A 15,745-nucleotide genomic window follows, 5' to 3' on the forward strand; every position below is an offset into this window, starting at 1 on the left:
ACAAAACCGGACATTGAATGATCGTGGCACAAAAACGGCTTTTCCGGGTCCTCCTCAGTCTGATCACCGCATCTGTCTTATGGGCCCAGGCACCATCTCCCGATTCAAACATACAGTTCACCTATGAGTGGAAACCGTTGGGTATTATGCCCCTTATTTATTCTGAACCCAAAGGTTTTGACCGTTTAATACCTAATCCCGATATGCCGTTGCGCTATGCATTTCCCGTTTCCATCTCCGGCTTGAGGGTTATCCGTGAGGTCGGCAGCGGCGGCCGGCTTCTCAAACAATATGAATCTAAAAATGATATCATAATTCGAAAACCGGTCGTTGCTTCATTTGACAGTTTTTATGAAGAGATGAAGGCGGCAAAGATACGGGAAATCTGGCAAAAGGAAATCGCTTCGAGATTTGATCAGAAACAGGCGGGGAAACAGGAAACCAGCATCGAAATCATCGGTGCGGATATAGCCGGCCAACGGGTTTCCCTGCGTGTCAGCGGAAACATCAGCATTTCCGGAAAACTCTCTCAACGGGACCAATCCAACCAGGTTACCAGCTATCAGCAGACTAAAACCACCAGTTTTATTATGGATCAGGAGCAAAACTTTACCATCGAAGGACGGGTGGGCGATCGTGTAAGTATCAAGGTGGATCAGGACAGTCAGAGAGATTTTAATTTTGAAAACACCCTTCGTATCCACTATACAGGTAAGGAAGATGAAATTATACAAAAGGTTGAAGCCGGCAATATATCCCTCTCCCTCCCGGGTACCAATTTTGTCAAAGGACAGGCAAACGCTACAGGGCTTTATGGTATAAAAGCACTGATGAAATTTGGCCCCCTGGATGTCACAGCCATCGCGTCGGTGGAAGAAGGGCAAAATAAAAAAGTAAAGTGGGGCGGCGGCAGTGAGAGCGAACCGGTAATAATCCAGGATTATGAATACATTCGTCGCAAATACTTTTTTATTAGTGATCTTTACCGGCAAAATATGTATCCCCTGGATGATCAGGCCCGCTTTATGATTCGTCGCCGGATTACACAGTTCGAACTCTACAAGCAGGTTCAACCCCAGGAAGAAGGAGCCTTTATGGCGACGGCCTGGGTAGATCCCCGGGACACAACCCGGTATCAGTCGTGGGCGGAACGGAATTTTTACTTCAAGCGGATGGAAGAGGGGAAAGATTATATCCTGGATGAAAACCTGGGGTATTTTAAAATGCTGACATCCGTCAATGCAGGAGACGTTTTGGCCGTTGCCTACCGGGATACAACGGAAATTGACGGCGATCCAAATCCGGTCATTACAGAAGGAGACCTGGTTGTCACAGGTGAATATCCCAAAAACCTGAAATTGATAAAACCCGTCAATCCACGACCAGGACATCCCACCTGGGATCTGGAATTTAAAAACGTCTATTATCTGGGAACCCGGAATATTGAAGAAGAAGGCTTTGAGCTGAAAATTTATTATGACGGCGGAAATGCTCCACAGGAACGGCATGCAGACGGCACACCCTATATCCGGATGTTCGGATTGGACCGGCAGGATGAAAACGGTGTGTTCGGTCAGTATGATGATCAGGTGGATTTGAACGCCAATTTTATCAATCTCACAGAGGGAGAACTGATGATCCCCTATATCCGGCCCTTCACATCTGAAGAAGCTGCCTGCTCCGGGGATCCGGAATGTTTTGACGGAAAATATAACCCCAACCTTCCCGCTGATTTTTCCTCCACGGCTCTGTATGATACCACCACAAACAACAACGCCCATGCCACTGAACACAAATTTTTTATTGAGGTAAAATACAGCAATCGCAGCGAAGTCATTGAATTGAAAGATTTTATGATTATTGAAGGCAGTGAGGAAATCACGGCTAACCAGGTGAAACTGGTGCGGGGTATTGACTATGAAATTGATTATTTCACCGGGCGGATTGTTCTGAAAAGTGATGTCGCCCGAAATCCCAATGCAGAACTGGATATATCCTATAATTCCCGCCAGGTGTTTCAACTGGATAAGAAAATCATCGCCGGGACACGCGCCGAGTACCGCTTTGGGGATAAAAGGCAGAATTTCCTGGGCGGGACCTTTATGTATTTCAACAAGTCCTCAATTGATGACCAGGTCCGGGTCGGTGAAGAGCCGTACCGGAATCTGATATGGGACATCAACGGGGAATACCGGAAAGATCTGGACTGGTTAACCCGGGGACTGAACAGGTTGCCCTTAATCAACACGAGCGGAAACAGTTATATCCACCTGTCGGGAGAAATTGCCCAGATCATCCCCAACCCCAATACCATCTCCAATAAAGAAACCGGTGATGTGAACGGAGTCGCCAATATTGATGATTTTGAAGGCTCAAAACGGGTCACCTCGCTGGGGGTTGAACGCCGGGGATGGCGGATGGCAAGTCCGCCGGTGGATGACTTTTTCCGGCTCCGATATCCAAACACCGGTTTCCTTTTCTGGTACAATCCCTATAACGATGTACCCACCAACAGTATTTGGCCCAACCGGGAAGTGAGTGCCAACAAGCAGAATGATGTAACACGCGTTCTCACCATGGTTCTTGACCCTTACATTGAAAATGTTACCGGCGATTCTCTGATCACCGATGAGTCACCCTGGGTTCCTGAAAATTCCTGGGGGGGTATGATGAAATCCCTTTATTCCGGTGCTTTTGACCAATCCCAGAGCAAGTATATTGAAATCTGGGTAAAAGGCAGAAAAGGTGTGTTACGAATTGACCTGGGAAAAATTTCTGAGGACCTGAAGATTACACCGAATGTGACAGATGGGAAACCGGTACAAAACGGGAAGCTGGATACGGAAGATAAACCGGAAGCCGGATTTGTTGTAGGGAACGGCATTATTGATGACGGTGAAAATGTTGGTTTGAACGGATTGACGGATGAAGAGGAAGCCCTTCTTGGCTGGGACCCCAGGATGGATAATTACAAGTTTGAACCGGGCAAGGAGGAATACCGCTGGATAAACGGGACCGAAGGAAATGAAGATGAATCGGGGCATATTCCGGATACGGAAGATATTAACAACAACGGCCGCCTGGATGTTTCAAATGATTATTTTATTTATGAGCTGGATCTTGAAGATCCCGGTTCCCCCTATTATGTGACCGAAACCCGCTTTACTGACCTTCCCGGAAGTCCCAAAACCGGTTGGCGTTTATACCGGATTCCCCTCGCAGACACACTGGAAACCGTGAACAATCCGAGCATGACGGAAATTGAGTTTGTCCGCCTGATCTTTGCCGGTGTTACATCACAGGATACCGTGCAAATTGCTTCTATCGGCCTTGTAGGAAATGAATGGCAGGAAAAGGGCGTTGCCGCTATCATGGATTCCACGCAGTTTAAAAAGGATGATGATGTTTTCTCCATTACGGTTGTGAATACCGACGATAACCCTGAATATTATTCCCCGAATGGTGTTCAGGGGAAACTGGACAGAATTTACAATATCCGTTCCAAAGAACAATCTCTTGCCCTCAAACACATAGATTTGCCCCCTAAACACATGACGGCTGCCCGTAAACAATTGTATCAAAGTGAAAATTATATCCTCTATAACCGGATTAAAATGTTTATTCATGGGGATGACCGCCATCCCGTGGATGAAAAACAGGTGGATTTCTATCTTCGCCTTGGGCGTACGACATCCGAGACGGATTATTATGAAATTGTGACACCGGTATATGCCGGATGGGATGAGAGAAATACGATAAATGTGGATTTTAAAACCTTAACGCAACTGAAACTGTTGAATCAGGCCACGATTCCCGATACGCTCTCTTATCATATTTCAGCCGATGGACAAGTCCGGGAATTTCACGAACTGGATGAAAATCAAAATCCTACAGGCCGGATCTACCGTGTCGTGGGTGATCCCTCACTGGCGCGTATTGACCAATTCATTATCGGGGTGATCAATGACTCGCCTGATTATTACACAGGAGATATTTGGATTAATGAACTCCGGGTTAGCGATCCGAAACGGGAAAAAGGACTTGCTTTCCGTGGAAGTGCCAATCTGAGTCTGGGGAATATTTCAACTATTCGGGTAAATTCCACTTATCAGGAAGCCGAATTCCACGAGGTGGACCAGAAAAATCCCTTTGAAAGGGGAACGCAAAATTTGGAGGATTCACGGCGTTTTGATGTAGTGTATACTTTTAATACCCATGAATTGCTGCCTAAAAAATGGAATCTGAGAATCCCCCTGACACTCTCGCTGTCCGAGGTGGAACGGGTTCCCAAATATTCTCCCGGAAGTGATATTCTCCTGACAGATGCCCCCGATAGTTTAATTGTATCTTCTGTCCGAAAAAGCCTTCAGACATCTTTCAATAAAAATTCCAAATCCGACTTTTTTCTCACGCGGTGGACCGTTGACCGGACATCCCTCAGCTTTACCATGACGGATAACTTCAGTAAGGACCGCTTCACACAGGAAAAGAGAGCCCAGACATACAAGGGAAGGGTGACATACAGTGCCCAGCTCCAGAAAGGCAAAGGTATCCCATACCTGGCCTGGCTTCCCCTGATCGGAAAGCATTTTAATGAGAGTCGCCTATACTGGAAACCTTCTCTGATAAAATATGACATAAGCACGACGGAGAATATTTCAAAAAATACTCCGTGGTCCGGCGAAACGGTGCCCAATCATACCTGGATCATGAAACGGCAGTTCACATTGAATTATAACCCTACGGATAAAATCGCATTAAAATACAACCGAACGGCTGATGCAAACTACCTCGATTACCTGACTCAGAAACTGGATGTTTTGAAAGAATTCGCCCCCGGTGAAGTAACGAACATTACAGAGGGACTGAATGCAACCTTTTCCCCGGAATTCACATCCTGGTTGAAGCCAAGTTTTACCTATGGTTCCACATTTACACAAAACGAGCCCCTGTCCCGAAATTATGCCAATGTGGGAAATACCCGTTCTCTCAGCGGGAGCCTGAATTTGAATCTCCGTTCAATCTTTTCTGAAAAAGGAAAATCCCCCACATCGGCCAAAAGTACCGCTCGGAGACGCCCTCAACGAACAACCAGATCACAGGAAACGCAGGATACCGGGCGTCAGGAGCCGGAAGAAGAGAAGAAAATCCTCAACCTTTCGCCCAAAAAACTTTTCTTCGGTTTTGTTAAAAAACTTTCACCCATATCCATCCGGGCCTCTGAGACCCGAAGGTTGAGTCATAACGGATTAGTGCTTGGTGACAGCACGGAGCAGAAGTCCCCAAACTGGGCTTATCGCTACGGATTTTCTGATACGCCTGGCGATTCCATTGCCCTGGATCAGGTAGGACAGAATTACCGGGGGTTGAATATTACAAGGAATTTGAATCTCCAAAGCGGGTATCAGTTGACGAAACGAATCTCAACAACCTTTGATTTTGCCCTGTCGTCCACGGTTAATGAAGCCGGGGTCAATCTGACAGAAACATTTACACGAAACTATTTCCCCCTGGGTGACGAGGGGCGGTCCGGTATCCCTTTGCCGGGATGGTCTGTGCGGTGGACCGGCCTGAATACCATGAAATTTCTGAGCAAGTACACAACCAATGTAACACTTGAACACCGGTATTCAGGCAAGGAGATGGTTCAATATCAGAATAACGAAGAAAAAAGTTCAACCTATACTCATGATTATCAACCACTTATCGGTCTGACAGTTGCATTGAAAAACGGATTGCGTTCCACTACCCGGTGGACCCGGAGTTTGGACATCCGGAATACAGAAGCAGATACCAAAAGAACCTTTACCGATAATGCTTCTTTAACTTTTGCCTATAACCACAAGGGTGGATTATCTATTCCTCTTCCCTTTATGGAGCGTGTGAATCTCCAGAACTCCATGGATGTTTCAGCCACGATTACATACAGTAACCAGAAAACCCTGCAGCGGAGAGGTGGAGGGGAGAAATTTGCCGAGATGGACCGGCGACAAAGCTGGGTTTTTCAACCGGAACTCAGTTATCAGTTTTCACGGAATATTAACGGAGCCGCCTGGTTTATGTACAGTGAAACGAAGAGCAAAATGCCCACGCGGATTTCCCGGGATTTTGGAATTAAAGTCAATATAAGGATCCGAGGATGAGACAATGTGTACAATCCCTGATCGTGTTTTTGCTCACTTGCCAGCTGCTTCCGGCCGTTACACCCTCTTTTAACGGAAATAAAGCCTTTTCATATCTCACCACCCAAACAGATATGGGACCGCGGAATCCGGGTAGCCCGGGACATGCCGCATGCATTCAGTGGCTTGTGGAAAAAGGTGAGAAATGGGCGGATACGGTTGTGGTACAAGAGTTTACCGGATTTAACCCCCACGGGCCGGATGACGTTTCCCTTACAAATGTGATATACCGCTTCCAGCCGGGAAATCCTGAAAGAATCATGCTTTCAGCACATTTTGATACACGGCCGGTGGCCGATTTAGACCGTATACGCCGGAACGAACCCATTCCAGGCGCCAACGACGGAGCCAGCGGTGTTGCCGTTCTGCTCCATATTGCAGAAATCCTTGCACAATCTCCCCCGCCTGTTGGTGTGGATATTGCCTTTTGGGACGGGGAGGATATGGGGCGGCCCGATTACCCGGAAGAATTTTGTCAGGGAAGCCGCTTTTATAGCCGGAATCCCCTGGAACCAATCCCCCAAAAAGGAATTTTGATCGATATGATTGGTGATACAGATCTTCAGATTTTCTATGAGCTGTATTCCCTCCGTTTTGCACCCGGACTTGCACAGGTGATATGGGATGCCGCTAAAAAAGCAGGATATGCGGATGTATTCATCCAAAAACCCGGCCCGGGGGTCTATGACGACCATGTTCCTCTTTCAGAAGGAGGGATTCCAACCGTGGATATCATTGATTTTCAGTACCCTGACGCACGAACGAATTACTGGCATACTCACGAAGATACTGCGGATAAATGCGCTCCGGAAAGTCTGCAATGTATTGGGGACGTTCTTTTAATGTGGCTCTATGCACAGGAGTAAAACATGACGAAAAAAGGTTTTGCAAAAATCAGTCTGCCGCCCCATACTTGGATCCATGAAGCCCTGGAGCGGGATTTTCTGGAAACCGGCCGTCTGCAGGCCGTGGAAATCAATCCGACGGCTATTGTTATCTGGGACTCGTGGGAAAGCAGTGATGAGCTTATGAAAAGCCTGACAGACCATTTTCCGGGCGTTCAGGTTGAACGGGAATTTGTCCCCGATCAGGATTGGAATCTGACTTGGATTGATGGTTTCAAACCCCGGAAAATTGGACATTTGTGGGTTACGCCCCCCTGGCACATGGATAAAATTCCCCCGGGAGAATCGGTAGTCTGCATTAATCCGGGTTCTGCTTTCGGTACGGGAACCCATGAATCCACGCGATTAAGTTTAATGATGCTTCAAAGATATATAAAGCAAGGTCAGTCGGTTCTGGATCTGGGATGCGGATCGGGCATCCTGTCTATTGCAGCATCTCTGTTGGGAGCATCCCCCGTGGTTGCCTGTGATGTGGATCCCCAGATAGAAACGAATATCCGTGAAAATATTGAACTGAACGGCAATCCTCCCATCCGCTGGGATGTATGCGATGTTTTTAAGTTGAATACCTATGCCTGCGATTGGGCTATGATAAATATTCAAAAACCCGTTATATTCCCCCTTCTTGAAAAATTTTCCACCCTGTCTGCCAACAGAAAAGCGGATCATCTGATTTTAGCCGGACTGTTGATTGAAGACGAAAAGGAACTGAAACGTCTTTTATCTGAAGCGGGATACAGGGTGACCGATAAACAAACGGACGGCGAATGGCTTGCCATCTGTGCAACCCGAAATGTGCTATGATAATCTCCCGATATGTGAAATATGTGATGCCGCTTCTTCTGTTTTTGGTCATGCGGTGCGGTCCCGAAATTCCTCTTTCCCCCGGCGGGAACGAAGACAATGATGGCCCGGTGCTGAGCGCCGCCCTTGTGAATTACCAGGCGTCACCGGGACAATTGCATCTTCATGTCCGGGTTGAATATGGAAATTCTTCAGAAGATATCAACGTGTATTCCGAAGTGTTCAGGCCGGACAGGGATTCGGTCTGGATTTCTACACGTCTATATGACACGGGTGAAACGGGTGATCAGATTGCCGGAGACAGTTACTATGGCATCACCCTGGATTCGACGGTCTCCGATACTTTAAGCGGGGATTTGCTGGCCTTTTTCTGGGCGGTGGCAGAGGATGATACCTCCGATACCGTCAGCGCTCTGGCCTCGTTACGGGCAAATGAACCGCCGGTTATCCTGTCCGTTTGGGCTCCGGATACGATAATGCGGCCGGATCCGGGAGAGGAAGATACGCTGATTGTTGAAGCAGAAGTAATGGATCCGGACGGCTTAAAGGATATTGTGGCCGTGTTCTTTGATGTCCGCGATGATGACGATACAACCCGGTGGACTTCCAGTCCCTTTTTCGTGCTGAACGATGCCGGCATCGGAGCGGACCGGGTTTCCGGAGACGGGGTTTTTGCTACGGCTCTCGTTATCTCGTGGAATAACCGGCTTACGGACAATATTTTCCGCTATTACGCCCTGGATTATGCCGGCAACACCAGTTCCTATGTGAAAGATACTATCACGGTCTACAAAAACTATGTCCCCCAGATTCTGAATTACTTTCTTTCTTCTCCGGCAGAAATAGTAAGGCCTTCAGTCGGCTCAGAGGGGGACAGCCTGCTGTTTTATATCCGGGTGGATGATGGAAACGGATTGGAGGACATCACAAGGGTGAGCCTGCAACGCCGTGATCCCGGTGGAAACACGACTGTACAGTCACACCCCCTGGCCTGTGATGACGGACTTCATGAGGATTTTTCCGCCGGAGACGGATGGTACACTATCAATGCGGGTTTTTCAACGGAAGATGAGTTGGGAACATATTTCTATCGGGCCCTGGTGGAAGATAGCTACGGCAATCAGGTGTTAAGTGCTGATTCTATTGAAGTTACATTGGTGAGCGAATGAGGAGAAAAGCAAGAATATGGCAGGGAGTGATTCTTTTGCTGCTATGGGTTACCGGGGTCATGGCCGCTCCCTGGACGGTTGCCGGGCATTTTTCACTGAATGATTCCCTGGTTTATGAAGGATTGGGTTCAAACGGAATCAGTGGAATCCTTTTTATGGACGATTCCACCTATTTCTTTGCAACGGGCTATGGCCTGTCTGTTACAACCAATGCCGGTGAAACATTTTACAGCTATTATAACAATCCTATGGCTGTCCGCTATGGCGGGGTTACATCCATGACGTCACTCGGACAGCACCTTTGGGTGGCAACGGCTTTTGACAGTGTCGGTGTGGAAGAAAGCGCTGCGACAGGCAATGGTATCAGTTATAGTCCCGACGGCGGACTCAGCTGGATACAGTATCCCCAAATGACAGATCATCCCGATTCCGGGTTTGTTCTCTTGTACGGTGATACGCTGAAAGCCCTGCCCACAACGGTTCCCATTGATAACCTGACTTACGACATGGCCGTTCACGTGAATACCGCCGGAGATACACTGCTGTGGGCAACAAGTTTTGCCGGGGGTACACGGGTCAGCCGGGACTTGGGCAAGACCTGGAAGCGGGTGGTTTTGCCTCCGGACAACATGGATGTCCTGAATGAAGAGAGCCCCCGGAATTTCCAATTGAGTCCCGTAGATCGACCCGATCTGGGCATAACCGGCAATTATAATCACCGCGCCTTTTCCGTTGTGGCGAGAAAAGATACCGTCGTGATAGGGACCGCCGGCGGCGTGAATCTTTCCACCGACTCCGGTAAAACATGGCGGCGGTATACCGCACAAAACTCCGATTTAAGCGGCAATTTTATTGTAGCCCTTCATTTGGGAAAAGACGGAACCCTCTATGCTGCGGCCCTGCCGGCCGTGGGTGCCGGAGAATTCCAAAGCCTTAGCTATACTGTCAAAGGAACATTCGGCGCCCTTCACTGGGAAAATACCCTCCGTGATAAACGGCTCTATAATGTCTCTACCTGGAAAAATCAGATTTTTGCCGCCACGGCCACAGGATTGTGGGTGTCAGGCGATGGCTGGAACTGGGTCCCCATACACTATCCCAAAGATTATGCAACAGGTGACCGGCTTTATTCAGATGAAATATACGCTGCTGCGGTTGATCCTCTGGAACGCTTATGGGTTGGTACAGGTGATGGACTTGCCATGACCGAGGACAACGGCCTTAACTGGCGAATAATACGAAAGGTTGCGCACATTGGTCCGCCCGGGGATTTTAAAGTTTCTGCCTATCCGAACCCCTTTTCACCCGGCAGAATGAATGTTTTTGAAGGGGAAGGTCATGTACGGTTTCATGTGTTAATTCCGGAAGAAGGAACCCTGTCACTGGATGTGTTTGATTTTGGGATGACCCGCGTGAAAACTATTCTTCGGGAAGCCGACATCTTTCCCGGGGAGAAGGATTTTACATGGAACGGAAAAAACGGCCTGAACAACATGGTGGCAAACGGGACATATTTTGTTCGTGCGGTTTTTCATGGCCGGGGAACGGAACGGGTGGCATGGACAAAAGTGATTATTCTGGAGTGATGATGATAAGGAAATCCGTCATATTACATGGGCTTATGTGGGTTTGCATTCTGACGTTATCTTTGTCTGCCGCGCCCTTGCAGGAAGCAGGGGGATATGCGGGATCTTATCTCAGAATGCCCTTGTCTGCCCGTGCGGCAGCCTTGGGGAATGCCGTGGGTGCGTTGAAGGAATCTCCGGAGGCCTTTACGGAAAATCCGGCCCTTTTGGGCCACCTGACCGAACGCAATTTCGGTTCTTCATTTCAGTTTTTAAGCCTGGACCGTTCACTTCACATGATTGATATAACGATTCCCGTCCCTCCGACGGCCGGCCTGGCCATTGCCTGGGTCCATGCCGGGGTAGGTAATATTCAGGAACGGAATTTTGCCAATGAGATCACAGGTGAACTGCAAACTTCCCAGGATGCCCTTTTTGTGGGGTTTGCCAACCGGATATGGAAAAGCCTGAGCATCGGAATTAATACCAAAATCTTTATAGATCAACTCCCGGATGTAACGGCAACCGGTTTCGGGTTGGATGTGGGAGCTTTTTATGCTCCTTTTGATTTTCTTTCCCTGGGATTTTCCGTAAAGGACATTAACAGTAAAATAAACTGGAATACAAAAGATATTTATGAATTCGGTTCTCAACGGACCGATACCTATCCAACGCTGTATCAGGTATCAGGCGCGTTTCAATTTAATAATCATGTGTTTATCACAGCCGCTTACCGTGGAAGTTTTGATATTTTTCCTACCTTTCATGCAGGGATGGAAGTCCGTGCCGGAAACCACCTGGCTGTCAGGGGCGGCGTGGATAACCGGATGCCTGTCCTGGGCCTGAGCACCCGTTATCCGGTATGGAGACATATTGAAACGCAGATAGATTACGCCTTTCTCTTTGGACGATATAATGAAGGAATCAGCCATGCATTTTCATGGATATTTACATTTTAAACGAATCATTGCCCTTTCTGCTTTTTGTTTGGCAACTCTCCTCCATGCCGGATCCGGCCTGACAGTGCTCTCTCTCCCGGAAGATCCGGTGAACGGATGGTATGTCGCATCTCCGGGGGGGCTTCCCAATGCCGTCTCGCAGCCGGTTTTTCTTCCCGAAAGTCCCGTCTCCTGGCACGGCATGCACGGATTCTGGATGTTTGATACGCCCTATTCCCGGGTGATGGGTGGAAACCGCAAGTTTTTTGGAGGCGCATCTTTTTTAAAAACTGAGGGAATTGAAATCCGGACGGATATGGCACAGGAGGAACCCATTGGAGAAACAGGGTATTATAACGGGACACTTTTCGTGGGCAGGGAATGGATAATTTCGCAGGATTTGCGGGTGGGAACCACAGCCCAGCTGGTGTTCGAACGCCTGTACCACGCGTCTGCCCTTGGAAGTGCACTGAATCTTGCCACGGCCTGGCGTGTCAATGAATTCGGCCTGCTGACGGCCGGCGTCCGGAATCTTGGAAAAATGCAGGATTTATATAAATCGGCAACCCACCTGCCCCTGGATGTGTATACCGGTTTTTCCGCCGGTATGAAAGGATTTCAGGCCGGTCTTTCCATTCATCTCGACGACGAAGCCGCTGTATATGGCACAGGTTTAATCCGTTATGACACGAATGGGGTCTTTTCCGCAGGATTTTCCTATTCAGGGTTGAACAATAGCTGGCATATCGGCGGAAATCTTCGTTATCAACAGTTTCGCTTTGGGGTGGGACGGTTTTTTATGCAGGATCAGATTGCCTGTCCCGTGGTTTTGAGTATTGCTTATATGCCGGAAGGAGACTGATCCGTTAAAATGTCTCTGTAATACGGACAGGAGAATCTGTAAATTTTAACAGTGAAACGATTACATGTATACATATTCCCCTTTTTGCTTCTTTCTTTGATTGCGGGATTGATGTCCTGTGGGGAACTTTTGGGCGTGCGGGATCCGGAACCGCCGGACCGCCCCACTGAATCTCACTGGACACCGGCCACAACCCCTCCCCTTGTGATTGAAAATTTGAAACAGGCTTTTCAGCATCGTGAGTTCGAAACCTATATGAAATGCCTGAGCGATACCCACAACTACAATCTGCCGGCGTTTCGGTTTCAGCCTTCCGCCGTATCATCTGTAAAATATCCGGGGAAATTTGATACGTGGAGCTCCGCCGATGAGCAAATCTGGTTTCAATCCCTTCTGGCTGCCTGTCCGCCGGATTCCCAGTTAAGCGTGACTATCACCGAGGATGAACCCTTTGTAGAATCTCTCGATTCGGTGGAATATCAGTTCACCTATACCCTTGATGTGCACCATAACCGCCAGGGGCCTCCCCGTCGGTATGAAGGAAAAGGGGTATTTAAAATGGTTCGGGACAGCCGGAATTACTGGCTGATCTATTTTTGGGAGGATATCAGTACGGGTGAACCGGACTGGACCGATCTGAAAGCACTATTCTGATGAAAAAGGCTATTATCACAACGACTTTTTTATGTTTTTTTATGACAGCCGTCTCATGTCATAATATTTTTGCACCGGAAACAGGAGATATTGGCAAATCCGGTCTCTTGTATAATCCTGTTATGAGCCGCCCTGCCCATGTGCTTGATAATTTCCGCTATGCCTATATTTACAGGGACAGCCTGGTTTATTCCACTCTTATTGACAGTCAGTTTGTCTTTGTTTACTATGAACCGGACGATGAGGGTGGCGGGGGACATTATGAGTCCTGGCCCCGGGATGTGGAACTCCGTGCGACGGGCGGACTTTTCAGAGCATTCCGGCCGATAGACCTGATCTGGAATTCCACCCTGGACAGCTCTTTCAGCTATATGAAGGGTGATACGCTGTTCAAAACGCAAAAAACATGGTTTGACAGTTCAAACTATGCCGAAATTGCAAAATCCTTTCAGTTGAACCTGGGGGATAATCTGGTCATTATCGGTTCGGCAATTTTTAATTTCGCCCGGAGTCCCTGGGATGACCAGTGGCGTATTGTGAAATGGCATGATGAATCCAGTTTTTAGTAAAAGATCAAATAAGACTGTCTGGTACCGGGATAAGCGCCTGGAACGACGCATCTTGAAAGTCCTCGCTATACTTGTGTTCACAACGCTGCTGATGCTGCATGTAAAACCGGAGGAAGAAGAAAAAACAAGTGTCCATGATTTTATGGATCAGACCGTTTTATTTTTACAGGATTCGGTTCGGTATTTACGTCCGGTAAAGATGGATATCTCTCCCGACGATTCCGTCTGGTCCCTTGAGTATGAATATCCGAAAGGAAAAGTCTTCCGGGAGGATTTGTATCGTTTTGGACTCTTTTGCGGGGATCACCTGAAAGCCTGTTCTGCACGGCTGGATTCTCAGAAAACACGCATTGCTCTCACAATCCGGGATCAGAAAGGGAACCCGGAGGGACGCATTATCCTCCGGCCGGCCATAGATACGGTGAAAGGCCGTATATGTCTGATTATTGATGATTTCGGGTATGCCTATGGCGCAACGGAAAAAGGATTTCTCAATCTCAGGGCTCCGGTGACCTTTTCCGTGATTCCGGGGCATACTCACTCAAAAAACCTGGGCAGACTGGCACAACGGCGGGGACATCCGGTTATGATTCACATGCCTATGGAACCTCTGGAATACCATGGCGGGGAAGAAGCCTATATGATTATGGACGGTATGGACCGGCATGAGGTTGAATATCGGATTTTGAAAGCCATTGCCGAGCTTCCCATGGCCATTGGGATGAACAACCACATGGGCTCCCGGGTAACAGGTTCTTCAGGGATGATACATAAAATTGCCGATGTTCTGGAAGAAACAGCTCTCTTTTTTTTGGATTCTTATACCGTGAACAAGACCGTTGTCCCGGGGGTGATGAGGGCTCATAACATCCGGGTTTATCAGCGGGATATCTTCATTGATCACGAAAATACCGAAAGCAATATCCGCCGACAGATCGGTAAAATGGCCCGGATTGCAGAAAAAAAAGGGGTTGTGGTGGCTATCGGGCATGACAGGCCTCTCACATTGAAAATACTTGCGGAAATGATTCCAAAACTTGAAAAAGAAGGTTTTTATTTTATATCACCGGGAGAGTTATGAAAAGTTCAGAACATATTGTAGCCAGGGCGGAGGTTCTCCGCGGCGGGCGGATTGAAAGTGTTCACCATGCCGAAATCAGCGTTGTGGATAAAGAGGAAAATGAAATACTTCATACACCCGAAACCGGTTTATATACTTACTTGCGATCCAGCGCTAAACCATTTCAGGCAACAGTGATTCTTGATACCGGGACGGATAAGGCATTTCATTTACCGGATCAATGGATTGCCCTGGCCTGTGCATCCCACAACGGTGAAGCGGTACACGTGAGAATTGTCCGGAAATATTTAAAGCGTATCGGCCTGGATGAATCTGCCCTGCAATGTGGGTCTCATGTGCCGCTGGTTTATTCTGTCGGAGGTCAAAAAGGAGCGGTCAAAACCGAGTATTCTCCTGTGTATCACAATTGTTCGGGAAAACATACAGGAATGCTTTCAGTATGCCGGCATCTTGGCGAAGACACTGCTGCCTATTTGGCTTTTGACCATCCTGTGCAGAAAGCAATCCGTGAAAAAATCAGTAAATACTCCGGCGAAACCACGGTCCCTTTGGCACTTGACGGGTGTACCGCACCGGTTTTTTATGTGTCCGTACGGGGAATGGCCCGGATGTACCGGCATCTTGCCATGGGATCCGATGAAAGTCTTGAAAAAATCCGGAATATTATGACATCCAACCCCTACCTGATTGCCGGTAAAGGGCGATTTGACACGGCTTTGATGGAAAGAACCCATGGAAAAATCGTGGCCAAGGTGGGCGCCGAAGGGGTACAGGGATGCGCCGTGAGACTCCCCGACGGAAGACGCTATGGCATCAACATTAAAGTCCTCGATGGAAACCGTCGGGCGCTGGTTCCGCTCCTGATTGAAACCCTTGTCCGTTTAAATGTTCTAACTTCTGAAGAATTGAAAAAACTGGAGTCTTTTCATCATCCGGTCCTTACGAATCATGCAGGACACCGGATCGGCGAAATACGGCCGGTCATTGAAAGCAAAACAAAAACAGGGGCATGAAGA

Annotated in this window: 11 protein-coding genes; all 11 read left to right on the forward strand. The window is 48.1% G+C overall.

Annotated elements, in window-relative coordinates:
* Positions 1-17 precede the first annotated feature (17 nt).
* Entirely contained in the window at positions 18-6,143 is a 6,126-nt protein-coding gene (gene sprA / locus J7K63_05750) for a cell surface protein SprA (GenBank protein MCD6234521.1), read from the forward strand.
* Entirely contained in the window at positions 6,140-7,048 is a 909-nt protein-coding gene (locus tag J7K63_05755) for a M28 family peptidase (protein MCD6234522.1), read from the forward strand. Before sprA ends, J7K63_05755 begins: the two co-directional genes overlap by 4 nt.
* A 3-nt stretch (positions 7,049-7,051) precedes the next feature.
* A complete protein-coding gene (locus tag J7K63_05760) occupies positions 7,052-7,891 on the forward strand; it encodes a 50S ribosomal protein L11 methyltransferase (protein ID MCD6234523.1) in 840 nt (279 codons plus the stop codon).
* 26 nt (positions 7,892-7,917) lie between these two features.
* Complete coding sequence (locus tag J7K63_05765) at positions 7,918-9,060, forward strand: hypothetical protein (GenBank protein ID MCD6234524.1); 1,143 nt, start codon at positions 7,918-7,920, stop codon at positions 9,058-9,060.
* Positions 9,057-10,646, forward strand: a complete 1,590-nt coding sequence (locus J7K63_05770; protein ID MCD6234525.1) for a hypothetical protein — start codon at positions 9,057-9,059, stop codon at positions 10,644-10,646. Before J7K63_05765 ends, J7K63_05770 begins: the two co-directional genes overlap by 4 nt.
* A 2-nt stretch (positions 10,647-10,648) precedes the next feature.
* Positions 10,649-11,584, forward strand: coding sequence for a hypothetical protein (locus J7K63_05775; GenBank protein ID MCD6234526.1), 936 nt, complete (start codon positions 10,649-10,651; stop codon positions 11,582-11,584).
* Complete coding sequence (locus J7K63_05780) at positions 11,556-12,425, forward strand: hypothetical protein (GenBank protein ID MCD6234527.1); 870 nt, start codon at positions 11,556-11,558, stop codon at positions 12,423-12,425. Before J7K63_05775 ends, J7K63_05780 begins: the two co-directional genes overlap by 29 nt.
* A gap of 111 nt (positions 12,426-12,536) precedes the next feature.
* On the forward strand, positions 12,537-13,079 hold the full coding sequence (locus J7K63_05785; protein ID MCD6234528.1) for a hypothetical protein: 543 nt from the start codon (positions 12,537-12,539) through the stop codon (positions 13,077-13,079).
* Positions 13,079-13,645 (forward strand): hypothetical protein, encoded by a 567-nt coding sequence (locus tag J7K63_05790; protein ID MCD6234529.1) that lies wholly within the window; start codon positions 13,079-13,081, stop codon positions 13,643-13,645. Before J7K63_05785 ends, J7K63_05790 begins: the two co-directional genes overlap by 1 nt.
* Positions 13,626-14,729, forward strand: coding sequence for a divergent polysaccharide deacetylase family protein (locus J7K63_05795; GenBank protein MCD6234530.1), 1,104 nt, complete (start codon positions 13,626-13,628; stop codon positions 14,727-14,729). Before J7K63_05790 ends, J7K63_05795 begins: the two co-directional genes overlap by 20 nt.
* Positions 14,726-15,742, forward strand: coding sequence for an asparaginase (locus tag J7K63_05800; protein MCD6234531.1), 1,017 nt, complete (start codon positions 14,726-14,728; stop codon positions 15,740-15,742). The genes J7K63_05795 and J7K63_05800 overlap by 4 nt, the downstream gene beginning before the upstream one ends.
* Positions 15,743-15,745 lie beyond the last annotated feature (3 nt).

The sequence above is a fragment of the Candidatus Neomarinimicrobiota bacterium genome (genome assembly GCA_021157965.1).
Lineage (GTDB): Bacteria > Fidelibacterota > Fidelibacteria > Fidelibacterales > Fidelibacteraceae > Fidelibacter.